The following is a 25376-nucleotide window of genomic DNA, read 5'->3' on the forward strand; positions in this document are numbered from 1 at the left end:
CCGCCGGGCGCACCGAGGCGGAGGAGCGTGGGACGGCACGGCGGTGGAAGCTCGGCGCGGCGGCGATGGCCGCGGGCACGGCACTGCTGGTCGCGGGGTGCACCGACCCCCCGACCGACTCCAGCGAGATCGTCACCTTCACCGACGGGCACGGCCGTGTGTGCACGGGCTCCGTCGTCGTGGACCGGGAGCAGAGCGAGGGCACCGACTACGAGATCACCGGCCTCGACTGCGAGTACCCGCCCGAGGGCCGGAGCCCGGGCCCCGACTCGTACCGCCCCCTGCCGCAGCGGGAGTCCGGCTAGCGAAGGACGCGACCGGTTCGGCCGCGGCACCCGGCCGGTCCCGAGGTCTCCCCGCGGGGTGTCGGTGGCGGGGCATAAACTCGCCCGATGAGTTCCACCGAGGCGCTGCAGGTCCTCAGCAAGGTCTTCGGCTACGAGTCGTTCCGCGAGGGTCAGCAGGAGATCATCGACCATGTCGTGGGCGGCGGCGACGCCCTCGTGCTGATGCCCACCGGCGGCGGCAAGTCGCTGTGCTACCAGATTCCCGCGCTGGTCAGGCCCGGTACCGGGGTGGTGATCTCGCCGCTCATCGCGCTCATGCAGGACCAGGTCGACGCGCTGCGCGCCCTCGGCGTGCGGGCCGGGTTCCTGAACTCCACGCAGGACCCCGACGAGCGGCGGATGGTGGAGGCCGAGTTCCTCGCCGGGGAGATCGATCTGCTCTATCTGGCGCCCGAACGGCTGCGGGTGGAGTCCACCATGCGGCTGCTCGACCGCGGGACCGTCGCGCTGTTCGCCATCGACGAGGCGCACTGCGTCGCGCAGTGGGGGCACGACTTCCGGCCCGACTACCTCGCGCTGTCCGCGCTCGCCGAGCGCTGGCCCGACGTGCCGCGTATCGCGCTGACCGCGACGGCGACCAAGGCGACGCACGCGGAGATCGCGAGCCGGCTGCAGTTGGAGCAGGCGCGGCACTTCGTGGCCAGCTTCGACCGGCCCAACATCCAGTACCGCATCGTGCCCAAGCGGGAGCCGAAGAAGCAGCTCCTGGAGCTGCTGCGCAGCGAGCACGCGGGCGACGCCGGCATCGTCTACTGCCTGTCCCGGAAGTCCGTGGAGGACACCGCGGACTTCCTCGTACGGAACGGGATCGACGCGCTGCCCTATCACGCGGGGCTGCCCGCGGCGACCCGCGCCGAGCACCAGTCGCGGTTCCTGCGCGAGGAGGGCATGGCGATCGTCGCCACCATCGCGTTCGGGATGGGCATCGACAAGCCGGACGTGCGCTACGTCGCCCATCTCGACCTGCCCAAGTCAGTGGAGGGGTACTACCAGGAGACCGGCCGCGCGGGACGCGACGGGCAGCCGTCCACGGCGTGGCTCGCCTACGGGCTGCAGGACGTGGTGCAGCAGCGCAAGCTCATCGACGGCTCCGAGGGCGACGACGCGCACCGGCGGCGGGCGAGCGCGCACCTCGACGCGATGCTCGCGCTCTGCGAGAGCGTCGACTGCCGGCGCTCGCAGTTGCTCGCGTACTTCGGCCAGAGCGGCTCCCCCTGCGGCAACTGCGACACGTGCCTCACGCCCCCCGAGTCGTGGGACGGCACGGTCGCCGCGCAGAAGCTGCTGTCCACGGTGGTGCGGCTGCGGCGCGAGCGGCGGCAGAAGTTCGGCGCCGGGCAGATCGTCGACATCCTGATGGGCCGCAAGACGGCCAAGGTCATCCAGCACGACCACGACTCGCTCTCGGTCTTCGGCGTCGGCGAGGACCTCGCGGAGCACGAGTGGCGCGGTGTCGTACGGCAGTTGCTCGCGAAGGGGCTGCTGGCCGTCGAGGGCGACTACGGCACGCTGGTGCTCACCGAGGAAGCCGACGAGGTGCTGTACCGGGGCCGCAAGGTGCCGCTGCGCACCGAGCCCAAGCGGGCGGCGAAGGCGGCGAAGGCGAAGTCCGGGTCCAAGCGCGCGGAGGCCGTCGACCTGCCGGCGGAGGCGGCGTCGCTCTTCGAGCGGCTGCGCGCGTGGCGGGGTGCGACGGCGAAGGAGCAGGGGGTGCCCGCGTACGTGATCTTCCACGACGCGACGCTGCGGCAGATCGCCACCGAGCGGCCCGGGTCGCTCGCCTCGCTGGGCTCCGTGAGCGGCGTCGGCGAGAACAAGCTCGCGAAGTACGGCGAGGCGATCCTCCAGACCGTCGAGGAGGACGACGCGGGGTGAGGGCCGCTGGGCGAGGGACTGCCCCTCAGGGCGTGCCGCTCCAGTCCAGCAGCCGCGCCGGGTTGGCCACCGTGACGGCGTCGGCCAGCGCATCGCCGCCCCCGGCCGCGACGCGCGGGAGGAAGCGGCGGGGCAGGTAGTCCAGGCCGGGCATGCCGCCGTACGCGCGGTAGCGGCTGCGGCGGGCGACGTCTCCGCCGAGCAGCAGCCGGCCGGGACCCGCGCGCTCCGCGGTGGCGAGCAGGCAGCCCAGCACGGTGGAGTCGGGGTGGCTGCGGTGCCGGGCCATGCCGTCGTAGCCGAGGTACGCGCCGGCCGCGCACAGCTCCGCGTGCAGCCCGGGGTCGGGGTTGCGGTCGGCGTGCGCGAGGACGACCCGGTGCGCCGGCACCCCGTGCCCGGCCAGCTCCGCCAGCACCTCGAACGCCGCGCTGCCGTACTCCAGATGCACCATCACCGGCGCCCCGGTGGCCCGGTGCGCGGCGCCGGCCGCCGCGAGCACCCGGTGCTCGAACGGCGTGACCGACCAGTACCCCACACCCGCCTTGACGATCCCGGCGCGCACGGCGGGCCCGGTGCGTACGGTCAGGTCCGCGCCCGCGTACATGCCGTCGGTCAGCTCGGCGGTGAAGAGGTCCGCCAGCCCGGCTTCGGTGCGCGCGAGCAGCGGGTGTCCGGGCGCGTAGTGCGCCTCGCGGTGGGCGCCGGTGGTGTGCACGACGTGCAGCCCGGTGACACGGGCGATGCGGGCGACGCCCGCCGGGTCGCGGCCCAGGCCCACCGGGGTCGCCTCGACCATCGCCGTGAAGCCGGCCGCCCGCAGATACGCGGCCTCCTGCCCGCTGCGCGCCTCGTCGTCCAGCTCGTCGCCGGGAAGCAGCGGCGAGACCTGGAAGAGGTGCTCGTGGTAGTCGGTGCGCCCGAGCCGGTCCGCGGGCACGTCGCCGAGGACCGTGCGGACGCTCACCGTACGGCCTCGGCGGCGGCGGACAGCCGGTCGACGGTCGCGGCGTCCAGGGTCAGGCCGAACACCTCCGCTGTCACCTGGGACCAGCCGTGGATGAAGTACCGCCAGCCGTCGACGACATCGAGGTCCCGCTCGGCGGCCTGGGCGCGGGCCGCGTGCAGGAAGGGCAGCGCGCCGCGGTAGTTCAGCTCCCACGCCACGGCCCCGCGCGGGAACCGCGCGGCGGGCGACAGCGGCGATCCCGGCCGGTCCTTGCCGAGGCCGGTGGCGTTGACGACGAGGGTGCCGGGCGACGCCGCGGCGAGCAGGTCGTCGGCGTGGCCCTCGGTGACGACGGTACGCAGCCGGGCGGGGTCCGCGCCGCCGCGCCGGAGCACGTCGGCCAGCTCGGCGAGCCGGTCTGCGGAGCGGTCGGTGCAGACGATGCGGGCGGGGGCGTCGGGGCGGCGGGCGAGGTAGTAGCTGATCGCCGTGCCCGCGCCGCCGGCGCCCAGGCACAGCAACTCGCCGCCGGTGGCGGCGAAGTGGCCGGGCGCGAGGAACTCCTCGATGGCCAGGCCCGCGGTCAGCGGGTCCTTGGCGTGGCCGACGAAGCGGCCGTCCCGCTTGGAGACGGAGGACACCTCGCCGCAGAGCCTGGCGAAGTCGTCCAGCTCGTCGAAGAGGTCCGCTGCGGCCCGGTAGACGCCTATCTTGTGCGTGGTGATCAGCGCGCCGAGCAGCAGCGGGTCGCGCCTGATCCGCTCGGCGACGGCACGGTAGCGGGCGGGTTCCGCGTCCGGCGGCAGGTCGAAGCCGACGAGCCGGGCGGTGGGCAGGCCGAGGAGGCGGGCCCACTCGGGGAAGATCCGCATGATGGACGACTCGCCGGTGCTGACGCCGACGAAGGCCATGGCCGCGGTGTCCGCGGCGGTGCCGGTGGCGGCGCCGGCCGGCGCGCTCAACGGACCGCCTCCGTACCCGAGTCGGCGGGTTCTGCCGGGTCCGCGGGGACGGCCGGGTCCGCTGGGCCGGGCGCGGTGCCGGAACCGCGGACCTTCGCCAGCGCCGCCGCGAACGCCCTGGCCCGTACGGTCAGCGAATCCCAGCGCCCCGCGGCGATGTGCGCCGCGGAGGCCAGCTCGCCGCCCGCGCCGACCGCCAGCGCGCCGGCGCCGAACCACTCCTCCAGGTTCCCGGCGGAGACCCCGCCGGTCGGCACCAGCGGCACGTCCGGGAACGGGCCGCGCAGCGCGCGGAGATAACCCGGGCCGCCGAGGGAGGCGGGGAAGACCTTGACCGCGTGCACGCCGAGCGCGGAGGCGGTCATGACCTCGCTGGGGGTCAGGGCGCCGGAGAGCACGGGCAGGCCCGTGTCCAGCATGGCGGCGGCCAGTTCCGGGGTGGTGCCGGGGCTGACCAGGAACGCCGAGCCGGCGTCGGCCGCGGCGGCGGCCTGCGCGGGGGTGAGGACGGTGCCCGCGCCCACCAGCGCCTCCGGGTGGCGGGCACATACCTCCGCGATGACCGCGGGCGCGTCCGGGGTGGAGTACGTGATCTCGATGCCCGTGACGCCGCCCTGGACCAGCGCCGCCACGGCGGCCAGCGCGCCGTCCGGAGTGGGGGCGCGGAGGACGGCGACGACGCCGGCGCGGCGCAGGCCGGCGAGCGGGGACGGGGGCGCGGCGGGGTCCGCGGGGGGCTGCTGGGTGGTCACGGTGCGCTCTCTTCGGTGGCGGGTACGGGCAGGGGTACGGGGTGGGGTACGGGGTGCGCGGGCTCGCGTCCTGCGAGCACGTCGAGGACGGCCCGTACGGCACCCGCGCCCATCCGGTCCACCGCCTCGACGGTCTGCGCGCCCAGGTGCGGGGTGAGGACCACCCGGTCGGCGAACTCGGCGGCCAGCAGCGGGCTTTCCGCGGCGGCGCCGCCCTCGCCCGCGAGGGTGTCCGCGGCGTACGCGGCCAGCCTGCCGTCCCGCAGCGCCGCGGCGACGGCGTGCTCGTCGACGAGGTCGGCCCGCGCCGTGTTGACGATGATCAGCCCCGGCCTGGCCCCGGCGAGCCACCGCTCGTCGACCACCCGGGTGCCGCCGGGAGCGTGCAGGCTCACCGCGTCGCACCGCCCGGCCAGCTCCGCGAGCGGCGTCCGCCGGACGCCCAGCACCTCGAAGACCACCGGGTCCAGGTACGGGTCGTGCCCCAGCACCTCGGTGCCGAACCCGGCGGCGCGGCGGGCCACCCCGCGCCCGACCCGGCCGAGGCCGACGACGCCGAGCGTGAGGGTGCCCAGCTCCCGGCCGCGGCGCGGCTGCCAGGACCCGGCGCGCACCGCCCGGTCGCCGGCGGCGATACCGCGCAGCGCGGCGAGGAGCAGCGCGATGCCGAGGTCGGCGACGGCGTCGCTGTTCGCGGCGGGGGTGTTGGTGACGGTGACGCCGCGGCGGGCGGCGGCGGCCAGATCGACGCTGTCGACGCCGACGCCGTAGCGCGCGACGACCTTCAGCCGCGGCGCGGCGGCCAGATGCGCGTCGGTGACCGGCGCGGTGCCGGCGATCCAGGCGACGGCCCCGGCCAGCAGCGGGGCCAGCTCGGCGGGGTCGTGGGCGGTGGAGCCGCGCACCACGCGCAGCCCGGCGGCGGCGAGTTGGTCCTCCACGGGCGCGGTGCCGCTGCCGAAGGACCGCGAGGTCACCAGCACCACGGGGGGCGCGCCGGCGACGGTTTCTGCTATCCCGCTCATCGCTTCTCCTTCGCGAACCACGGTTCCAGCCGCTCGTACGCCTCCAGGAACAGCGCGTGCCGCCGCCGGTAGTCGGCGTGCCGCCCCGGGTCCGGGGTGAACTCGGCGGTGACGCCGGACAGGTCGCGGGCGACGGCGAAGCCGTCGACGAGGCCCGCGCCGACGCCCGCGGTGACGGCCGCGCCCAGGCTGTTGGCCTCCTCGACGATGCTGCGGCGGCGCACGGTGGCGCCCCAGACGTCGGCGAGGATCTGCAGCCACAGGTCGCTGGCCGCGCCGCCGCCGATCGCGTCGACCCGGTCGACCGGGTGCCCGGCCTCGCGGAACGCGCCGACGCAGGTGGCGAGGTTGAATGCCACGCCCTCCAGCACCGCGCGGGTCAGATGCGCCTCCTGGTGGTGGCGGGTGAGGCCGAGGAACGCGCCGGCCGCGGCGGCGTTCCAGTACGGGGAGCGCTCGCCGAGCAGATGCGGCAGGAAGTACAGGCCCGCGGTGTCGGCGTCGGCCGCCGCGGAGAGCAGTTCGGGGAAGCGATCCCCGCCCTGGCCGGGCCGAAGCACCTCCGCGACCCAGTCCAGCGACGCGCCGCCGGCCTGCATGGTCGCGGTCGGCACGTAGCGGCCGGGGACGACGTGGTCGAAGGTCATGGTGCGCATCCGCGGGTCGTGCAGGGGCTGTTCGGCCGAGAGCGAGACCCAGGAGGAGGAGCCGAGATAGGTGTACGCGCCGTCGCCGGGGTCGATGACCCCGGCGCCCAGCGCGGCCAGCGGGCCGTCGCCGCCGCCGAGGACGACGGGGGTGCCGGCGGCCAGCCCGGTGGCCTCGGCGGCTTCGGGGAGCAGCGGTCCCGCGACGGTGGTCGACGGCACGATCTCGGGGAAGAGCGCCGGGTCGATGGCGGCCGCGGCCAGCACCTCGGCGGACCAGGCGCCGGCGGGCTGGTCGTAGGCGTTGGTGCTGGAGGCGTCGGAGCGGTCGGTGGCCAGCACGCCGGTGAGCCGGTGCACGACGTAGTCCTTGGCCAGGCAGACGTGGGCCACCCGGGCGAAGGTCTCCGGTTCGTGGTCGCGTACCCACATCACCTTGGTCAGCGAGTAGGTGGGGTGGAGCTGGTGGCCGAGCAGGCGGTACGCCCGCTCGGCACCCAGCGCCTCGGTCAGCCGGCCGGCCTGCTCCTGGCTGCGGTGGTCGGCCCAGATCAGCGAGGGCCGCACGGGACGGTACGCGGAGTCGAGCAGCACCGCGCCCATCATCTGGCCGCTGAATCCGACGGCGGCGACCTCCGCGGGGCGGACGCCGGTGTGCTCCAGCAGCCGCCGGGTGGCGGCGCAGACGGCGCGCCACCACACCTCGGGGTCCTGCTCGGCGACGCCGCCGGCGCGGAAGTCGGTGCCGTAGTGCTCGGTCAGCGCGGCGACCGGGGTGCCGTCGTCGGCGTGCAGCGACGCCTTGTCGCCGGTGGTGCCGAGGTCGTGCGCGATGATCATGGTGCCGCTCGTTTCGTCGGGGTCGGCTCACCGGCAGTCTCGTTGCCCGCGGTCCCCGGACCGGGTTGCGCCGTGCCGCCCGCCGGTACCGGCTCGCCGGGCTGTCCCGGCACCCCCGGCGGGGGTGCGTCCGCGACCGGTTTGGCCTTGCCGCCGCGGCGCAGGTTGTGAACGTGCTCAGTGGCGACGGCGGCGAGGATCAGCACGCCGATGACGATCTGCAGCCAGAAGGGGTCGATGCCCAGCAGCGTGCCGCCGTTGTTGAGCATGCCGACGACCAGCGCGCCGACGAGGGCGCCGAGCGCGCTGCCCTTGGCGCCGAAGAGGCTGGCGCCGCCGATCACGCAGGCGGCGATGGCCTGGAGTTCGTAGCCGTTGCCCGAGGTGGGCACGCCGTTGCCGAGGCGGGAGGCGAGGAGCACGCCGGCCGCGGCGGCGAGGGTGCCGGACAGCACGTACGCGCTGACGAGCACGCGGCGTACGGGCACGCCCGTCAGCCGGGCGGACTCGGCGCTGGAGCCGACGGCGTAGACGTACTCGCCCCAGACGGTGCGGCGCAGCAGCAGCGCGAAGAACACCGTGATGAGCACCATCAGCCAGGTCAGATGGGAGATGCCCAGCAGGCTGCCGCCGCCGATCTCGGCGAAGCCGTCGGGCAGCGGCTGCACGGTGCGGCCGTCGCTGAGCAGCAGGGTCGCGCCGCGGGCGGCGCCCATCATGCCGAGCGTCACGATGAACGGCGGCATCTTGAGGAACGCCACCAGCAGGCCGTTGATCAGTCCGGCGGCGGCGCCGACGAGCAGCGCGAGGAGCACCGCGGCCACGATCGGCAGTCCGCCGCCGGTGTCGTAGACCACCTTGGCGGCGACGATGCCGGACAGGCCGACGACCGAGCCGACGGACAGGTCGATGCCCGCGGTCAGGATGACGATGAGCTGGCCGACGGCGATGATCGCGAAGATGGACACCTGCCGGCCGAGGTTGTCCAGGTTGGTGCCGGTGAGGAACGACTCGGTGGACATGGTCAGCGCGAAGGCCAGCACCAGCAGCACGGGGATGCCGCCCGAGGTGCGGCCCAGCACCTGGCCGAGGCGCAGGATCTCCCCGTCGGCGGGCTGCCGGGCGGGGCGTTTGCCGAACTGGATGCCCTTGGACGTGCCGCCGCCGGCGGCGGGGGCGGTGGCTCTGGCGAGGTCGGTCATCGGTTCTCCAGGGACGGTGCGGAAGGTTCGGCGGGTCCTGGCCGGCCGGCCGCGGGGGCGCCGGCGGCGGGGGGCGCGGCCGCCGGGCCCACGGGGCTCGCCAGCCGCAGCACGGCCTCCTCGGTGGCCTCCGCGGCGGGCAGCGAGCCCACCAGACGGCGCTGGCGCACCACTTCGACGCGGTCGCACAGGCCCAGCAGTTCGGGGAGGTAGGAGGAGACGACCACGATCGCCAGGCCGTCCGCGGCCAGTTCGGCGATCACCTGGTAGATGTCGGCCTTGGAGCCGACGTCGACGCCCTTCGTGGGCTCGTCGAGCAGCAGCACCTTGGCGCCGGTGGCCCGCCAGCGGGCGACCAGCGTCTTCTGCTGGTTGCCGCCGGAGAGCGAGGAGACCGGGTCGCTCCAGTCGCCGAGCTTGATCCGCAGCCCCGCGGAGGCGGCGGTGACCTGCTCGCGCATCCGGCGGCGGCGCAGCACCCCGAAGGTGCCGGTGCGCGGCAGACTGGCGATGGCCACGTTCTTCTCGATGCTCAGGCCCAGCAGCAGCCCGGACTCCTTGCGGTCCTCGGGCAGCAGCCCGAGCCCGGCGCGGGCGGCGGCCCGCGGGGAGGTGGCGTTGACCCGGCGGCCGTCGACCAGGATCTCGCCGCCGAGCACCGGGTCGGCGCCGAAGGCGGCGCGCAGCAGTTCGGTGCGCCCGGAGCCGAGCAGCCCGGCCAGGCCGACGACTTCGCCGCGGCGTACGGTCAGGTCCACCGGCGCGGGGAATCCTGCGGGGCGCAGGCCCCGCAGCTCCAGCCGTACGTCCCCGGGGTCGGGGCGCTCGCCGGGGTACAGGTTCTCGATCCGGCGGCCGACCATCGACTGCACGAGGGAGTCCTCGTCGTAGTCGGACACCGGCCGGGTCTCGACCACCCGGCCGTCGCGCAGCACGGTCACCCGGTCGCCGACGGCGAACATCTCCTCCAGCCGGTGGGTGACGTACAGGACGGACACGCCCTCGTCCCGCAGCGCGGCGATGCGCGCCAGGAGGGCGTCCGCCTCCTGCGCGGACAGCGCGGTGGTCGGCTCGTCGAAGACGACGAGCCGCGCGTCGTGGCCGAGCACCCGGGCGATCTCGACCAACTGCCGGGTGGCAGTGGTCAGTTCCGACACCCGGGTACGGGGGTCGAGTTCGGCCAGCCCGACGCGGGCCAGCATCTCCCTGGCCTGCGCCCGCTGCCGGCGGCGGTCGACCCAGCCGGCCCGTGCCGGCATCCCGAACATGCTCAGGTTGCTCGCCACGGTCAGCTCGGGCATCAGGCTCAGCTCCTGATACACCACGCCGATGCCGGCGGCACGGGCCTCCGCGGGGGTGACGTGGGCGCGCATCTCGCGGCCCTGCACCCGGTACGCGCCGCCGTCGCGGGCCACCGCGCCGGTCAGCACCTTGATGAGGGTGGACTTCCCGGCACCGTTCTCGCCGGCGAGACAGTGCACCTCGCCCGGCGCGATGTCCAGGTCCACGGCGGCCAGCGCCGTCACGGCGCGATAGCTCTTACCCACGCCCCGCAGGCTGACCAGGGGGCTCGACTCGGGGGTTGCCATGGCCGGCCCTCAGCCCTTGGTCTTGGGCGGGTTGAGCAACTGCTCGTACTGGGCCTCGTCCACGGTCGACTTGTCGATGACGACGGCGCCCGGGTCGAGCCGGACCGGCGGGGTGCTGTCGCCCGCGGCCATCGCGGCCTCGACGACGCCCTGGTAGCCGAAGAAGAACGGGTTCTGGACGATGATCGCGTCGATGGACCCGTCGCGTACGCCCGCGATCTCCGCGGGGTCGGAGTCGAAGGCGACGACGGCGACGCGGTCGCTGGCGTTGCGCTCGGCCACGGCCTTGGCGGCGCCGGTGCCCGAGGTGTTGTTGTCAGCGAAGACCCCGGCCAGGTCGGGCGTCGCGGTGAGGGCGTCGTTGACCTGGGAGACGGCCTTGTTGAGGTCGTTGTCGTTGACGGAGGTCTGGATGATCTCGGCGTCGGGGCACTCGGCGGCCAGACCGCTCTTGAAGCCGTTGAACCGGTCGACCAGCACCTGCTGCCCGGAAGTCGAGCTCTCGTGCAGGATCTTGCCGTCCTTCTGCCCCTTGCCGGTGAGCAGTTCGCACATGCGGACCCCGGCCTGCTCGCCCGCCTTGACGTTGTCGGTGCCGATGAAGCCCTCGGCCTCGGTGGTGATCGCGTTGTCGACGGTGATCACCTTGATGCCGGCGTCGCGGGCCCGGTCCACCGCGCCGTTGAGCGCGGTGGAGGAGTTGGAGGCCAGCACGATGGCGTCGGCACCCCGGGAGATGGAGTTCTCCACCAGGCTGACCTGCTCCTCGATGTCGGTCTCCGAGGTCGGGCCGAAGAGCCCGAGGTCGATGCCGAAGTCGTCGCCCGCCTGCTTGGAGCCGGCGAGCATCGACTGCCAGAAGTCGGAGTCGGTGGCCTTGGTGATGACGTCGACCTTGGTGCCGCCGACCGCGGCGCCGCCGCCCGACGAGGAGCCGGAGTCGTCGAACGCCACCTTTCCGGCGGCGACGCCGCCGGCCGCGAAGACGACGGCCAGCGCGGCGGCCACCCCCGAGGAGACGAAACGGATGCGCGCCATGGCTACTCCTGGTTGCTAGGGGACGTGCTGGGGGACGAAGCGGTGAAGGGGACCAGCAGCGGCGGGGCGCCGTCCGGGGCGCGCCGGACGCGGTAGCCCATGCCGTGGTCGAGGACCCAGCCGTAGTCGTGGCCGGCGTTGCCGGGGTAGACGGCCAGGAAGCGGTACGGCTCGTCGCCGGTGTTGACGCTGCGGTGCGCCCAGCCCGGCGGGATGTAGCCGATGGCGCCCGGGTACATGTCGATCCACCGCGGCCGGTCGCCGTCGAAGAGCAGCAGCCCGCCGGTGCCGGCGAGGCCGAGGTAGATCTCGCCCTGCGGGTTGGGGTGCTGGTGCCCCTTGGTCATGTGGAACTCGCCGCCGACCGTGCCCGGCCGGATCGTGGTGATCGACTGCGGCAGCTCGCCCTCCGCCTCCGGCACGGGCGAGGAGGCGACGTCGTACACGACGGGGTCACCGCCGTCCCGTACCGCGGCGCGCCAGGCGTCGCCGTCGGCGAAGAGGCCGTCGAGATCGGACATGCGCCGGGTGAGCACCGGGCCCGACGGGCTCATGCCGCCGGCCCGCGGATCGAAGGTGATGAGACTCGGCTCGATGGGGGGCGATGCGTAGGACGGCACCGTGGCCTCCTGGGGTCGTGCGGGGTGTTTCCGGAGGGCGTCAGCGTGACGACCTGGTCATTTGACATCCTGTACGGTCAGGATGTCAAGGGTCCCGCAGCGGCCCTCCGCGCTCCCCCGCACACGCGTCGCGGCCGGCCCGCTCGGGTGAGCAGACCGGCCGCGTGGGTCGTGTCGGGGCGGGCGCGCGTACGGGACGCGTACGGCCCGGGGGCGTCAGTCGGTGACGATCATCAGGGGGCGGGGCGGGGCGCCCTGCTGCCGGGACAGCTCCACCTCGAAGCGGCTGCGGTCGCCGCGGTGGAAGGCGACGAAGCTCTCCACCGGGCGGCCCTGCTCGCCGACGCTGACGCTGCGCAGCACGAGCACCGGGGCGCCCCGGTTGACGCCGAGGCTGCGCGCCAGTTCCGCGGAGGCCACCGCCGCCTCCACCGAGCGCCGGCCCTGCACGAGGCGCACCCCGTACCGGCCCTCCAGCAGCGCGTACAGCGACTCCTGGGTCAGGTCCTCGTCGACCAGCCCCGGGGCGACCTCCTGCGGGACGTGGGTGATCGTGAGCACCCACGGCTCCTCCTCGACGAACCGCAGCCGCTCGATGACGATCACCGGATGCCCCGGCGGTACGTCCAGGGCCCCCGCGACCTGCGCGTCCGCCGGGACCACTGCGAGCCGGCGGACCTGGCTGCGCAGGTGGCCGCCGCGGGCGGCGACGTCCTCGTACAGCCCGGTGAGGGACTGGACCAGGCCCTCGGGGGTCTTGGGGTGGGCGACGAAGGTGCCGCGGCCCTTGATCCGCTCGATGACCCCTTCGGACTCCAGCTCCGCGAGGGCCTGGCGGACGACCGTCCGGGAGACCCCGTAGCGTTCGCACAGCTCGTGGTCCCCCGGCAGCCGGTCGCCGGGCTTCAGCTCGCGGCTCTCCATCTCGCCCAGGAGAATCTGCTTGAGCTGGTGGTAGAAGGGGAGCAGCGACGAACGATCGATACTTGACTGCATGTCATGAGAGGATAACAACCCTCCCGGCGCGACCGCCCGCCGGGCGCCCCTCCCCCGGCCCCTGTCCTCTCCCGCCGCCTTCCTCAGTCGGCCGGCACGAACATCTTCAGGTCGGTGAGGCCGGCGCTGCCCTCGTAGACGTTGGTGTAGAGGTCGCCGATCACGAACGAGTCGGGGTAGGCGGAGCCCTGCGGCCACTGGTCCGGCCAGGTGGTGCTGCCGTTCTTGTCGTTCTGCACCAGGTCGCCGTCGAACCGGCCGTCGTACTCCTCCGGCTTGGTGTTGTAGTGCCAGATCGGCGCGTTGTTCACGACGAACGGCCGGTGGAAGCGGAACGTCTGCTCGCCGGAGCGGGCGAAGTTGCCGCCGGCCTCCAGGGTGTATCCGGTGGCGTCGCGCTCGATGGCGAACGTGTAGTCCTCGTCCGGCATCAGCTCCGGCTGCAGCTCGCCCGCGGAGGAGAGCTGCTGCTCGGCGACGCCGCCGGAGCAGCTCGACATGAACCACTGCGAGTTCCCGGCGAGCCCGCCCTGTCCCGGGGTCCAGTTGGGCATCCCGCTGATCCACATGTTGACGGTGTTGAAGCTGCTGTCCTTGTAGTCGTAGTACTGCCCGGTCGAGGCGTCGCAGATCCGCCCGCCGGTGCCGCCGCCGACGCGGTCGGGGTGCTGGGCGAAGGAATCCATGAGCACCTTGCGGCGGTAGTGCCAGAAGTGGTTGTTGCGGGGCGCGGGGTCGGGGAAGTCGACGATCGACATGTAGTGGAAGCCGTTGTAGCCGTACGGGCCCTCGCGGACGTCCTGCCACTCGCAGTACGGCGCCGAGGCGTCGCCCTCCCAGCCGGGGCTGTTCGAGCCCTCGCCCCAGGGGTGCTGCGTCTTGCAGCCGTCGGCGTCGTACCCGTTGATCCGTCCTCCGTACTCGATGGAGCCGTTGCGCTTGCCGCCGAAGTCCAGCGTCTTGAGCTTGTACTCGATGCGGTACTCGTCCGGCAACTGCTCGGTCGGCCGCAGGATGGCGCCGCCGGTGTGGTCGGGGACGTCGAGCCGGGCGACGGGCTCGCCGCCCGCGGTGCCGTTGGTGATCGACGGCGGCTGCTCGATCTCGCCGTCCTTGTTCCAGTCGCGGCCCGAGAGCGAGGCCGTCAGCCAGCCGCCGTCGCCGACCGGGAATTCCTTGCGGTACGTGTCGAAGGAGTCCATCGCCTCCTCCCATGCCGGGCCGTAGTCGTTGCGGTACCACTGGCCGTCGTCGTCCATGATCGTGTCGAACGGCTCGTCGTAGGTCTCGCGGGACCAGGACGCGCCACCGGGGTCCAGCGGGTCGGCGAAGTCCTCCTCGTGCAGCAGTTGCCACTCCACGGCGGAGGCGGCGTCAGCGCCCTCCGGCGCGGCCGAGGCCGTCGCCGTGCCGCCCTGGAGGGCGGGGGTGAGCGCCAGGGCGCCGGCAGCGAGCGCGAGGCCCGCGCGGCGGGAGCGGACGGCGAGGCCGCGGGAGCGTGCGGGGGGTGGGGACGTAGACGTCATCAGAAGTTCCCGTCGGGGTCGTAGTACTTCTTCGCGTTGTCCTCGGTCACCATCGGCGAGGGCACGACGGTGTCCTTCTCGGTCTCCTCGCCGTCGAGGACGGCCAGGGTGCGGTCGAGGCCGAGGCTGCCGATCTCGTCCGCGTCGTTGAGCCCGGTGACCAGGTAGTTGGTGCCGTCGAGGATCGCCTTCACGGCCTCGGTCTGGCCGTCCACGCCGGCCAGCACGATGTCCTTCTCGCGCCCGGCGTCGGCCACGGCGCGCTGCGCGCCCAGACACATCGCGTCGTTCTCGCAGAACACCGCGTCGATCCCGGAGTGCGCGGCGAGCAGGCCCTCCATGACCTTCAGCCCGCCGTCGGTGGTCCAGTCGCCGTAGTCCGGCGCCTCGACCAGCTCGATACCGGGCGCGCCGTCGAGTGCCTGCTTCACGCCGCCGGTACGGGCCAGGCCGATGCTGTTGTCCGCGGGGCCGCCCTTGATGATCGCGACCTTGCCGCCGTCGGGCAGCCGCTCCAGCAGGAAGTCGCCGTTCTGCTTGCCGATGGCCTCGTTGTCCGGGCCGATCCAGCTCGTGTAGTCGCCCGTCTGGAACTTCCGGTCGACCAGTACGGCCGGCTTGCCCGCGGCCTTGATGGCGTTCAGCACCGCGGGCGCCGACTCCAGCGGGCCGCCGGAGACGATCACCGCGTCCACGCCCTTGGCGAGCAGGTCGTCGACGTTGGCGGCGAGCTTGGCGGCGTCGCCGCCGGCGTCGGTGGAGCGGACCTCGACGCCCTTCTTCTTGGCCCGCGCCTCGATCGCCTTGTCCATGCCGTTGAAGTAGGGGCCGCTGAGGGTGAAGTTGGCGACGCCCACGGTGTACGAGCCGTCCCCGCCGGAGTCGTCGGAGGAGCAGCCGGCCAGCGCCGTGGCGGTGAGGAGGCCGGCGGCGAGGGCCGCGGCCGTACGGGTGGAGATCATGTCATTCTCGCCTTCGTTCGGTCGGTGCCCCCGCTCCCGACGCGCAGCCGGCCGGCGCGCTGCACGAGGATGACGGCCACGATGATCAGGCCCTTGAGGACCTGCTGCCAGAAGCTCTGCACGTCGTGGAGGTTCAGCAGGTTGTTGATAAGGGCCAGCAGCAGCACGCCCGCGAAGGTCGCGCGGACCGAGCCCTTGCCGCCGGCCAGGCTGGCGCCGCCGATCACGCAGGCGGCGATGGCGTCCAGCTCGAACGCGGTGCCCACGCTGGGCTGCGCGATGCCCACCCGGCTGGCCAGGATCACCCCGGCGAGCCCGGCGCAGGCGCCGCTGATCGTGTACGCGAGCACCAGGTGCCTGCGCACCCCGATCCCGGCCAGCCGTACCGCCTCGGCGTTGCCGCCGATGGCGACGAGCGCCCGGCCGGGCGGGGTGCGGGTGAGGAAGATCCCGCCGAGGAGGAAGACGCCGAGCATGATCAGCGTGGCGGCGGGGAACGGCCCGGCGGTCGCCGAACCCAGCTCGAAGAAGCTCTCCTTGGTGGGCGCGACGGGTGTCTCGGAGTAGACGAACGCCAGCCCGCGCACCGTGGTCAATGCCGCGAGCGTCACCACGAAGGGGGCGATCGCGAACCGGGCCACGAGGGTGCCGTTGACCGCCCCGCAGCCGATGCCCACGGCGACCCCGGCCAGCAGCGCGAGGGGCACGGGCATGTCGGCGGCGAGCCCCGCGGCCATGATGCCGGTCAGCGCGACGACCGAGCCGACGGACAGGTCGATGCCGCCGGTGACGATGACCACGAGCATGCCGTAGGCCAGCAGGCCGGTGGTCACCATCTGCTTCATCAGGTTCGTGAGGTTGGTGTCGGTGAGGAACGCGTCGGTCGTGGAGCCGGCGACGGCGACGAACGCCGCCAGCAGCAGGAGCATCCCGGCCTCGGCGGTGAAGTCCCGGCCGCGTACCACCAGCCGGGGCGGCCGCAGGCGGGAGAGGACCGGGGCGGGGGCCCGGTCCGCCGGGTCCTTGCCGGTGGGCTCGGCGTCCTCCGGCTCCCCGGCGGTGCGCCGGGTCCGCGCGCTCCGCCCGGACTTCGCGGTGTCCGCCGCCGCGGGGCGCCCGTTCACGCGGCACGCCCGATCGCGTACGCGAGGACGCCGTCCTCGGTGGCGCCCTCCGCCGGTACGTCGGCGACGATCCGGCCCTCGTGCATCACCAGCACGTGGTCGCTCGCCCCGATCACCTCCGTGAGGTCGGAGGAGACCAGCAGCACGGCCATGCCGCCGCGGGCCAGCTCGTCGAGCGTCCGGTAGATCTCCGCGCGCGTCGCCACGTCCACTCCCCTGGTCGGTTCGTCGAGCAGCAGCACCCGCGGCCTGGTCAGCAGCCACTTGGCGAGCACCGCCTTCTGCTGGTTGCCGCCGCTGAGCGTCCACACGGGCAGCGCGGCGCAGTCGGCGGGGCGGATGCCGAGGCGGCGGACCATGGCCGCGGCCTCCCGGCGGCGGCGCGGCCCGTCGAGCAGCGGGCCGCGGGTGGCGGTGTGCAGCGTGGTCAGGCCGATGTTCTCGGCGGCGCTCAGCCCGGGCACCAGTCCGGTGCGCTGACGGTCCTCGGTGACGAGGGCGAGCCCGGCGTCGATCGCCGCGCGCGGCCCGGCGAACCGCGTTCCCGGCGCGGGCGCGTCCCCGTTCTCGTCCCGTACGGCCTGCGCCCGCACAGAACCCGCCGCCGGGGGCTCGGCGCCGAACACGCACCGCACCAGCTCGCTGCGGCCCGCGCCGACGAGCCCGAAGAGCCCGGTGATCCGCCCGGCGTGCAGCCGGAACGACACGTCGTGGAACTCCCCCGGCCGGCTCAGGCCCTCGACCTCCAGCAGCGCGGGGCCCGGCCCGGTGCGCTTCGCCGGGTACAACTGCCCGGTGCTGCGGCCGGCCATCAGCCGGATCAGCCGGTCCTCGTCGGTGTCCGCCGGTACCGTACGGGCCACCACCCGGCCGTCCTTCAGCACCGCGATCGAGTCGGCCAGCTCCCCGATCTCGGCGAGCCGGTGGGACACGTAGACGATCAGCACCCCTTCCTCGCGCAGCCGCCGGACGAGGGCGAAGAGCGCCTGGAGGTCGGTGCCCGCGAGCACGGCGGAGGGCTCGTCGAGGATCAGGACCCGGGGCCGGCCGGCCGCGAGTGCCTTGGCGATCTCCACCATCTGCCGGCGGGCGACGCTCAGCCGGCCGGCTTCCGCCCGCGGGTCGACGGCGCCGAAGCCGATGCCCGCGAGGAGGTCGGCGGCGCGGGCGTGCGCGGCGCGCCAGTCGACGAGCCCGCCGAGGCGCCTGGGCAGGTGGCCCAGCAGCAGGTTCTCGGTCACCGACAGCTCGGGGACCAGGGTCAGTTCCTGGTGCACGGTGCGGATGCCGTGCGCCTGCGCCGCGTGCGGGGAGCCGAACGCGACGCGCTCGCCGCCCACGTGCAGCTCGCCCGCGCTCATCGGCTCGGCGCCGGCGAGCACCTTGATGAGCGTCGACTTCCCGGCCCCGTTGGCACCGACGAGGGCGAGGACTTCGCCGGCGTGCCCGACGAGGTCGACGCCGTGGAGCACTTCCGTGCGGCCGTACGACTTGTGCACGTCGCGCATCCGCAGCACCTCGGGCCGCGCCGCGCGCTCCCCGGGCGCGCGCTCCCCGGCGGCGCTCACGCGAGCGCCTCCTGCACGATGACGGTCTTCTGCCGGGTGAACTCCCGCGCCGTGTCGTGCAGTCCCTCGCTGCTGCCGCCGGTGTCCCCGGGCCCGCCGAAGGGCAGGTTCTCGGCGCGCAGGGCGGTGGAGCCGTTGATCACGACGCCGCCGACGCGCAGCCGGCGGGCCATCGCGAACGCCCGCCTGAGGTCGCGGGTGTGCACGGCGGCCTGGAGCCCGTACGGGGAGTCGTTGGCCATCCGGACCGCGTCCATCGGGTCGGTGAACCGGGCGACGGGCGCGACCGGGCCGAAGATCTCCTCGGCCAGCGCCGGACTGCCGTCGGGGACGTCGACGAGCACCGCCGGTTCGTAGAACGCCTTGCTGCGCCACCCGCCGGCCGCGCGCCGCGCCCCGTCCCGGATCAGCGACGCCACCGCGGTCTCGACCCGCTCGGCGGCGTCCTCGCTGATGAGCGGGCCGACGTCGGTGCCCGGCGCCAACTGGTCGCCGACGGTGAGGCGGATGGTGCGGGCGAGCAGGGCGTCCACGAACTCGTCGTGCACGGCGTCCTGGACGTAGACGCGCTTGACGGCACAGCAGATCTGGCCGTTGCCGCGGGCGAGCCGGCCGAGCACGACGGCCTCGGCGGCGGCGTCGACGTCGGCGTCGGCGCAGACGATGAGGGCGTCGTTGCCGCCGAGTTCCAGGTGGGTCTTCTTCAGCGTCGCCGCCGCGCGGCGGGCGATCTCGCGTCCTGCCGCGGTGCTGCCGGTGAGGCTGACGGCGGCGACGGCCGGGTCGTCGGCGAGCCTGCGGGAGACGTCGGGGCCGCCGGTGAACACCTGGTGCGCCTCGGGCGGGAAGCCGGCCGCGGCGACGAGTTCGGCGACGCGCAGCACGGTCAGCGGGCAGCGCAGCGGCGCCTGGACGACGACGGCGTTGCCGGCGGCGAGCGCGGCGGCGGCCTTGTGGGCGTACAGCTCGACGGGATAGTTGAACGGCACGAGCGCGGCGACCGGGCCGAGCGGCTCGGTGAGCGTCACGGCGAGGTGCCGCTCCAGTCCCGGCACGGCGTCGAGGGGAATCTGCCGCCCGAAGAGCCGGGTGGCCTCCCCGGCGAAGCCGCGGAAGATGCGGGCGGCGGCGGCGAGTTCGTCGGATGTCTGGGCGAGGGGCTTGCCGTTCTCGGCGGCGAGCAGCGCGGCGAGTTCCGGCGTGTGCGCGTCGAGCAGCGCGGCGACCCGGGTCAGCCGGGTGGCCCGCTGATGCGCGGGCATCGCGGCCATGGCGCGCTGTCCGCGCAGGGCCGACTCGGCGACGTGATCGATGTCTTCGGGAGTGAACTGCGGTACGTCGCCCAGGTGCTCGCCGGTTCCTGGGTTGCGGACATGACAGGTGGGCATCTCGGCTCTCCGTGGGGCGGCGGCGTTCGAGATTCCGAACGGCGCCGATGCTCACAACGGCGTGTCAATTTGTCAATCCACCTGACTAATTAACATCCCATGTCTTTCCCCAGGTGGGAGCGCACCCACGAGCCGGCCTCCAGCCGGGGACGCCGGGGCGGGCGCGGCGTGACGCGGCAGCGGGCGGAACGCGACCGGGCCGTGCGTGAGGGGTGCTCGCGCGGTGGCGACGGGAACGCACCCCCCGGGGTGGCCTCCGGCCGGGGCTGGGGGGCGCCGGAGGCGGGGGGACACGTGGATCACGAGTCGGCTTCCGCCGGGGCCGAAGAGGCGCGGGAGCGGGCCGGACGCGAGGAGGCGGTGGGGAGCACACCACCGGGTGGCCTCCGGCCGGGACCGTGGAGAGGCACGCGGACCGGGGACGGGGACCCGCCAGCCCGCGGAACGCGGCGTGGCCGTGCCTGACAGCAGGCGCACGGTCGCGCCGCGAACGCTCACGGGTCGACCGCCGCCGGGCGGGATCGCGGGACGCGGGAGGGCGCGGACGCGGAAGCGGGCGGGACGCGACAGGCCGTGCGTGAGGGGGGCTCGCGCCCACGGGGTGGCCTCTCGTCGGGACGGGAGGGGCACAGAAACCCAACAGCGCGCGAAGCCCGACGGAGTCGCGCACGCCAGGGCTGCACGGCGGCGGCGGAGACACACAACACGGCGGGCTCCCGCCGGGACCGAGGAGCGGTGGGGGGCCGCGGGACGCGGGAGCGGGCGGGACGCGATGGAGCCGCCCCTGGCAGGGGTCGCGCCCTCACGGGTCCGCTGCCCCGCCGGGGCGGGACGCGACCATGGTCGGGAGCCCGTGGAACGCGACGGGCCGCGCCTGAGGGCTCGCGCAGCCGCGGCGGGAACGCGCCCACGCAGTGGCCGTCCGCCCCGGGCCGGGAGCGGCGCGGGCGGCAGGACGCGGGCTCCCGGTGTCCACGTTCGTGGCCGCCCCGCCCGCGACCATGCCCGCCTCGTTCGCGAGGATCCGCCGCGTGGCCGCGTTGGGCCGGCAGAAGGCGCTGGAGAACGTGCACGAGCCTGGCCCGACCTCAGCCCCCGCGCGGCGAGGTCCGCCGCCGTCAGCCGCGCCGGCGGCTGCTCCACCGGCCGCTCGGCCGCTGCCCGTTCCATCGCCGAGCGGGCCGGATGCGAAACGGGGCCGTGCTTCGCGACGGCACGTACCCCGCCCGGCGCCCGTCCTACGCGCGCGGCCGGGGGCCCGCGTGGCGGGGGCTCGTCCCGACCGGGGCGGGGCGACGCGGCGAGGGCCGTGCCTCACCGCGGGCTCGCCCGCTCACGGTGGTGACGCGTCCGGCCCCGCCGGGGCCGCCCTCGCCGGCAAAACCCGGCCCCGGTCGGCGGGGCCGGGAGGGGCGTGGCGTCAGACCTTCCAGGGCATCTCGAAGCCGAACTCGTACAGGTAGATGCCGAGCAGCACGCCGCAGATCACCAGACCGACCGCCGTCAGGATCGCGTTCCGCCGGCGGACCTTCGGGTCCAGGGCGCGCTGCGCGGCCTCCGTGACCTTCCGCTTCGTCCAGTGCAGGACTATCTGCGCCCACACGAACTCCGTCGCCCACACCGCCATGCCCGCGAAGATCACCAGCCAGCCGGGGCCCGGCAGCGGCAGCAGGATGATGCCCCCGATGACGATCGCCAGGCCCACTATGAAGACCCCGACCTGCCAGCTCACGTGCAGCGCGCGCGAGCGCTGGATGAAGTGCGGCGCCTTGGACCCCCACGTCCGGTGCTCCGGGGTGTCCGGCTTCTCGGGCTCGTCCAGCTTCGCCACCGGAGCGTCGGTGTCGGCTTTGTCCATTCTCTCGTCCCCCTGATCGCCACGCTCGACATCCATGGACACACGTTACGGGTTGCGGCACCCCCGGCCGTCCACCCGCCGGACCGTCGTACGGGGCCCTTCTCCTCCCCAGGGTGTACGCCCCCGACCAGGCCGGCCCCGGTACCGGCACGGCCCCACCCGCACCCCCCGCGTGCCGCGCGCTCGACGCCGAGGGGGTTGACGTCGCGGCCACCCGCGTTCTACGTTGGGCAAACCGGTTTGGCAAACCGGTTTGCGTGAGAGGAGAACGGGATGGCACGACCGGTCATAGCGGATGTCGCCGCCCGTGCGGGCGTCAGCAGGACGACCGTCTCGCACGCCCTGTCCGGCAAGCGGCCCGTCAGCCCCAGCGTGCTCAAGCGCGTACAGGAGGCGATGGCCGAGCTCGGCTACGTGCCGCGGCGCGCGGCCCAGACGCTCAAGAGCGGCGCTTCCCAGATCGTCGGCCTCATCGTGCCGGACATCAGCAACACCTTTTTCGCCGACCTCGCCAAGGGCGTCGAGGACGTCTCCCTGGAGCAGGGCTACAACGTCGTCTTCGGCAACACCGCCTTCGAGGTCGAACGCGAGCGCTTCCACCTCAACATGATCCGGTCGCGGGCCGTCGACGGCGTCGTCTACGCCGCCGGTGCGCCCTCGCCCGCCCCCGACACCGCCGAGATGCTGGCGGGGATCCCCTTCGTGCTGGTCGACGAGGAGGTGCCGGGAATCGGCGCCACCAGCGTCGTCTCGGACAACGCGGAGGGCGGACGCCTCGCCGCCCGGCATCTGGCGGCCCTGGACCACCGGGACGCCCTCGTGCTGTCCGCCTCGTCCCAGCTCATGTCGAGCCTTCGTCGCGTCGAAGGTTTCCGTGACCTCTGGCAGGAGACGGGCGGCAGTTGCGAGGTGCGCCCCGGTGGGTTCACCTACGACGGCGGCTACGCGGCCGTACGCGAAGCCGCCGCCCTCTTCCTCGACCGCGGCTTCACCTGCGTCTTCGCCGTCAACGACATGATGGCCCTCGGCGCCGTCGCCGCCCTGCGCGACCTGGGGCTCGCCGTCCCGGCGGACGTCTCCGTCGTCGGCTTCGACGACGTGCTGGCGGCCCACCTGATCGAGCCCGCGCTCACCACGGTGCGCCAGGACGCGGCCGTCCTCGGCCGGACCGCCGCCGAGGAGCTGTACCGCATCATCGCCGACCCCGGGAGCGGGCCCGAGCACACCGTGCTGCCCGTGACCTTAAGGGAACGCCACTCCACCGCGCCGGCGGCGACCCGCCGCCCGGCAGCCAGAAGGAGAGCGCCAGGCCGCACCAGAGAGTGAGGAGCGTGAGACGTGTCCGGCATCCATGTAGCACAGGCATCGAAGCTGTTCGTCAGCCGCCGGCGGGAGACGCTCGCGCTCTCGCGGACGGAACTCAGCGTGGCATCCGGGGAGATCGTCTGCCTCGTCGGCCCGAGCGGCTGCGGCAAGACCACGCTGATGAACCTCATCGCCGGCTTCGAGCAGCCCACGGAGGGCAGCGTCGAGGTCGGCGGCCGGCGGGTCGAGGGCCCGTCGGCGGACCGCGCCGTCGTCTTCCAGGCGGACGCGGTCTTCCCCTGGCTGACCGTGCGGGACAACGTCTCGTACGGCCCGCGCACGCGCGGCGTACCGCGCTCGGAGTGGGCGCCGGCCGTCGACCACTTCCTGGCCCAGGTCGGGCTGAGCGACTTCGCCGACGCCTACCCCAAGGAGCTGTCCGGCGGCATGCGCAAGCGCGTCGACCTGGCCCGCGCCTACGTCAACGAGCCCGAGGTGCTGCTGCTCGACGAGCCGTTCGGCGCGCTCGACCTGTTCACCAAGGAGGAGATGTGGCTCTTCCTGATCAAGACGTGGGAGGCCGCGCCGAAGACCGTCCTCTTCGTCACCCACGACATCGAGGAAGCCCTCTTCCTCGGTGACCGGATCGCGGTCATGACGCCGCGCCCGGCACGGGTGCGCGAGATCGTCGAGGTCCCCTTCGACCGGCCCCGGGACCTCGACGTCCGCGGCGAGCCCGAGTTCCAGCAACTGCGCCTGCGCATCGCCCATCTGCTGAGGGAGACGACCGATGACGCTGCCTGAGACGACTCCCGTACGCCCGCCCGCGGCGCCGGACCAGCCGGCCCGTACGCCGAAGCACCCCGCGCGGCGGCTGGCGGGCCCCGCGCTGTCCGTGGCCGTGATCGCGCTGGCGCTGTTCTTGTGGTGGCTCTTCACCACCGCCACCGACGCCATCGACCCGCTGAAGTTCCCCGCGCCCGACAAGGTGTGGGACAGCGCGTCGAACCTGCGCGAGACGCTGTGGTCCGACGCCACCGCGACGCTCGGCCGGGTCGTGGTCTCGTGGTCCGTCGGCAGCGCCCTCGGCGTCGCGGTGGGGCTGCTCATGTCCCGTTCCCGCACGCTGTTCTACGCGCTGACGCCGGTGATCGAGGCCGTCCGGCCGATCCCGCCGGTGGCCCTGATCCCGTTCGTCATCCTGTGGTTCGGCATCGGCGACAGCGGCAAGATCTTCCTCGGCGCGCTGGCCTCGTTCATGGTCATGGTCGTCAACACGATCGTGGCCGCGGGGAACGTCAACCCGCTGTACGGCCGGGCCGCCAGGTCGCTGGGCGCGGGATCCGGGCAGGTCTACCGCACCGTGGTGCTGCGGGCCATCGTCCCCGAGCTGCTCTCCGGGCTGCGGATCGGCAGCGCGCTGACGTTCGCGGTCGTCGTGGCCGCGGAGTTCCAGGGCGCGCAGAGCGGGCTGGGGCGGCTGATCATGCAGGCCAGCCGCACCCTCAACACCCCGTCGGTGCTGGTGGGCACGATCATCATCGCGATCGAGGCCGTCCTGCTCGACCGGATCATCAAGCTGCTGAGCGACCGGGCCACGCGCTGGTCCGCGTCGGCTCCGTGAGCGCTCCCCGCGCCGTCCCGACGCCGGGGCGCGCGCACGAACCACCCGAGGAGGGCACGACATGCGCACGTCCTCACCCCTGACCGCCGGCCTCGCCGTCTCCGCCGCCCTGCTGCTCACCCTGTCCGCCTGCGGCTCGGGCTCCGAGCCCGGCGGCGGCGACCCGAACACGGTGCGGCTGGGCATCTCCCCGTTCCAGGACACCATGCTGCCGATCATCGGCCAGGAGAAGGGCTGGTTCGAAGAGGAGGGCCTGAACGTCGAGCTGAAGACGCTCGCGTGGAACACGGTGACGCCCTCGGTCGCCTCCGGCTCCGTGGACGTGGCGATCAACAACACCACGGGCCTGGTCTCGGTGGCCGAAGCCACGGGCGACATGGTCTACGCCTACGGCTTCAACCCGTTCACCGAGGGCTCCGCCCTCGTCGCCCGACCCGGCAGCGACCTCACGACGTACGAGGACGCCGTCAAGAAGGGCGCGGACGAGGAGAAGGCGCGTACCGAGGTCATCGAGCAACTGCGCGGCAAGACGGTCGTCACCACCAACGCCACCGACATGGGCAAGGCCCTCGACTACGCGCTGGAGTCGGTCGGCATGTCGACCGACGACGTGACGGTCATCGACATGGACCCCGACCAGGGCCTCGCCGCGTTCCTCTCCGGTACGGGCGACGCCTACATCGGCGGCGCCCCGCAGCGCGCCCGGGCCGTCGCCGACGGCTCCCCGGTGCTGCTGGCCGGTCCCGACCTGGCCCCGCCGCCGATCAACGGCTGGGTCACCACGGACTCGTACCTGGACGAGCACGAGGACAAGATCCTCAAGCTCACCCACGTCATGCACCGCATCTTCCGCTACTGCGACGCCGAGACCGAGGCGTGCGGGAAGACGATCACGGACCGGCTCAACAAGGAGACCGGCAGCCAGTCCAGCGTCGAGGACTTCGTGGCCGCCTGGCAGAAGATCGAGCTGTACGCGCCGAACGCGGCCGCGGTGAAGAAGTGGGTCCTGGACGAGGACGGCGTCGCCTACTGGAAGCGCACCTGGGACGGCGACAACGACTACCTGACCCGCACCGGCGCCCTCGGCTCCCCGGTCGACCCGAAGAAGCACTTCGCGGGCGGGCAGGTCTGGCAGGACTACGTCGACAAGTACGGCGAGCACGAAGAGGGCTACTGAGC

At 73.8% G+C, this 25376-nt stretch carries 22 protein-coding genes; 6 read left to right on the forward strand and 16 right to left on the reverse strand.

The window, feature by feature from the left end; all coding sequences use genetic code 11:
• Positions 1-65 precede the first annotated feature (65 nt).
• Together CXR04_RS06395 and recQ are read left to right on the forward strand one after the other, a co-directional pair.
• Complete coding sequence (locus CXR04_RS06395; RefSeq protein WP_101420911.1) at positions 66-305, forward strand: hypothetical protein; 240 nt, start codon at positions 66-68, stop codon at positions 303-305.
• 87 nt (positions 306-392) lie between these two features.
• Entirely contained in the window at positions 393-2222 is a 1830-nt protein-coding gene (gene recQ / locus CXR04_RS06400; RefSeq protein WP_101420912.1) for a DNA helicase RecQ, read from the forward strand.
• A gap of 25 nt (positions 2223-2247) precedes the next feature.
• Here the strand turns inward: recQ and CXR04_RS06405 are convergent, their stop codons facing one another.
• From CXR04_RS06405 to CXR04_RS06485, 16 genes are all read right to left on the reverse strand, one after another.
• Positions 2248-3189, reverse strand: coding sequence for a phosphotriesterase family protein (locus tag CXR04_RS06405; protein ID WP_101420913.1), 942 nt, complete (start codon positions 3187-3189; stop codon positions 2248-2250).
• Positions 3186-4133 carry a shikimate dehydrogenase family protein gene (locus CXR04_RS06410; protein WP_101420914.1) on the reverse strand — a complete coding sequence of 316 codons (948 nt, stop codon included), beginning with the start codon at positions 4131-4133 and terminating at the stop codon, positions 3186-3188. Before CXR04_RS06410 ends, CXR04_RS06405 begins: the two co-directional genes overlap by 4 nt.
• The gene (locus CXR04_RS06415; RefSeq protein ID WP_234380086.1) at positions 4130-4885 is read right to left on the reverse strand and encodes a bifunctional 4-hydroxy-2-oxoglutarate aldolase/2-dehydro-3-deoxy-phosphogluconate aldolase; all 756 of its coding nucleotides are present in this window, start codon (positions 4883-4885) and stop codon (positions 4130-4132) included. Before CXR04_RS06415 ends, CXR04_RS06410 begins: the two co-directional genes overlap by 4 nt.
• A complete protein-coding gene (locus tag CXR04_RS06420; RefSeq protein WP_101420915.1) occupies positions 4882-5910 on the reverse strand; it encodes an NAD(P)-dependent oxidoreductase in 1029 nt (342 codons plus the stop codon). Before CXR04_RS06420 ends, CXR04_RS06415 begins: the two co-directional genes overlap by 4 nt.
• Positions 5907-7397: a xylulokinase gene (gene xylB, locus CXR04_RS06425; RefSeq protein ID WP_101420916.1), complete on the reverse strand. Its 1491-nt coding sequence runs from the start codon at positions 7395-7397 to the stop codon at positions 5907-5909. Before xylB ends, CXR04_RS06420 begins: the two co-directional genes overlap by 4 nt.
• On the reverse strand, positions 7394-8599 hold the full coding sequence (locus tag CXR04_RS06430) for an ABC transporter permease (RefSeq protein WP_101420917.1): 1206 nt from the start codon (positions 8597-8599) through the stop codon (positions 7394-7396). The genes xylB and CXR04_RS06430 overlap by 4 nt, the downstream gene beginning before the upstream one ends.
• Positions 8596-10146 carry a sugar ABC transporter ATP-binding protein gene (locus tag CXR04_RS06435; protein ID WP_234380087.1) on the reverse strand — a complete coding sequence of 517 codons (1551 nt, stop codon included), beginning with the start codon at positions 10144-10146 and terminating at the stop codon, positions 8596-8598. Before CXR04_RS06435 ends, CXR04_RS06430 begins: the two co-directional genes overlap by 4 nt.
• Before the next feature lie 51 nt (positions 10147-10197).
• Positions 10198-11226 carry an ABC transporter substrate-binding protein gene (locus CXR04_RS06440; RefSeq protein WP_101420919.1) on the reverse strand — a complete coding sequence of 343 codons (1029 nt, stop codon included), beginning with the start codon at positions 11224-11226 and terminating at the stop codon, positions 10198-10200.
• A 2-nt stretch (positions 11227-11228) separates the two neighbouring features.
• Positions 11229-11846 carry a glucose-6-phosphate isomerase family protein gene (locus CXR04_RS06445; protein ID WP_101420920.1) on the reverse strand — a complete coding sequence of 206 codons (618 nt, stop codon included), beginning with the start codon at positions 11844-11846 and terminating at the stop codon, positions 11229-11231.
• Between the two features lie 216 nt (positions 11847-12062).
• Positions 12063-12842 (reverse strand): GntR family transcriptional regulator, encoded by a 780-nt coding sequence (locus CXR04_RS06450; RefSeq protein ID WP_101420921.1) that lies wholly within the window; start codon positions 12840-12842, stop codon positions 12063-12065.
• A gap of 83 nt (positions 12843-12925) precedes the next feature.
• Positions 12926-14368 carry a mucin-5B gene (locus tag CXR04_RS06455; RefSeq protein ID WP_101420922.1) on the reverse strand — a complete coding sequence of 481 codons (1443 nt, stop codon included), beginning with the start codon at positions 14366-14368 and terminating at the stop codon, positions 12926-12928.
• Positions 14368-15330 (reverse strand): substrate-binding domain-containing protein, encoded by a 963-nt coding sequence (locus CXR04_RS06460; protein ID WP_101420923.1) that lies wholly within the window; start codon positions 15328-15330, stop codon positions 14368-14370. Before CXR04_RS06460 ends, CXR04_RS06455 begins: the two co-directional genes overlap by 1 nt.
• The gene (locus CXR04_RS06465; protein ID WP_101420924.1) at positions 15327-16454 is read right to left on the reverse strand and encodes an ABC transporter permease; all 1128 of its coding nucleotides are present in this window, start codon (positions 16452-16454) and stop codon (positions 15327-15329) included. The genes CXR04_RS06460 and CXR04_RS06465 overlap by 4 nt, the downstream gene beginning before the upstream one ends.
• Complete coding sequence (locus CXR04_RS06470; RefSeq protein ID WP_101426225.1) at positions 16451-17962, reverse strand: sugar ABC transporter ATP-binding protein; 1512 nt, start codon at positions 17960-17962, stop codon at positions 16451-16453. Before CXR04_RS06470 ends, CXR04_RS06465 begins: the two co-directional genes overlap by 4 nt.
• Positions 17963-18018: 56 nt before the next feature.
• Complete coding sequence (locus tag CXR04_RS06475; protein WP_101420925.1) at positions 18019-19410, reverse strand: aldehyde dehydrogenase family protein; 1392 nt, start codon at positions 19408-19410, stop codon at positions 18019-18021.
• A 1420-nt stretch (positions 19411-20830) separates the two neighbouring features.
• Positions 20831-21268 (reverse strand): TIGR02611 family protein, encoded by a 438-nt coding sequence (locus CXR04_RS06485; RefSeq protein WP_101420926.1) that lies wholly within the window; start codon positions 21266-21268, stop codon positions 20831-20833.
• A 273-nt stretch (positions 21269-21541) separates the two neighbouring features.
• On the opposite strand from CXR04_RS06485, the gene CXR04_RS06490 reads away from it, so the two are divergent.
• From CXR04_RS06490 to CXR04_RS06505, 4 genes are all read left to right on the forward strand, one after another.
• Positions 21542-22594 carry a LacI family DNA-binding transcriptional regulator gene (locus CXR04_RS06490; RefSeq protein WP_101420927.1) on the forward strand — a complete coding sequence of 351 codons (1053 nt, stop codon included), beginning with the start codon at positions 21542-21544 and terminating at the stop codon, positions 22592-22594.
• A gap of 12 nt (positions 22595-22606) precedes the next feature.
• Positions 22607-23377: an ABC transporter ATP-binding protein gene (locus CXR04_RS06495; protein WP_199850405.1), complete on the forward strand. Its 771-nt coding sequence runs from the start codon at positions 22607-22609 to the stop codon at positions 23375-23377.
• Entirely contained in the window at positions 23364-24197 is an 834-nt protein-coding gene (locus tag CXR04_RS06500) for an ABC transporter permease (RefSeq protein ID WP_101420928.1), read from the forward strand. The genes CXR04_RS06495 and CXR04_RS06500 overlap by 14 nt, the downstream gene beginning before the upstream one ends.
• Before the next feature lie 61 nt (positions 24198-24258).
• Entirely contained in the window at positions 24259-25374 is a 1116-nt protein-coding gene (locus tag CXR04_RS06505; RefSeq protein ID WP_101420929.1) for an ABC transporter substrate-binding protein, read from the forward strand.
• Positions 25375-25376 lie beyond the last annotated feature (2 nt).

The sequence above is a fragment of the Streptomyces sp. CMB-StM0423 genome, assembly GCF_002847285.1.
Classification (GTDB): domain Bacteria; phylum Actinomycetota; class Actinomycetes; order Streptomycetales; family Streptomycetaceae; genus Streptomyces.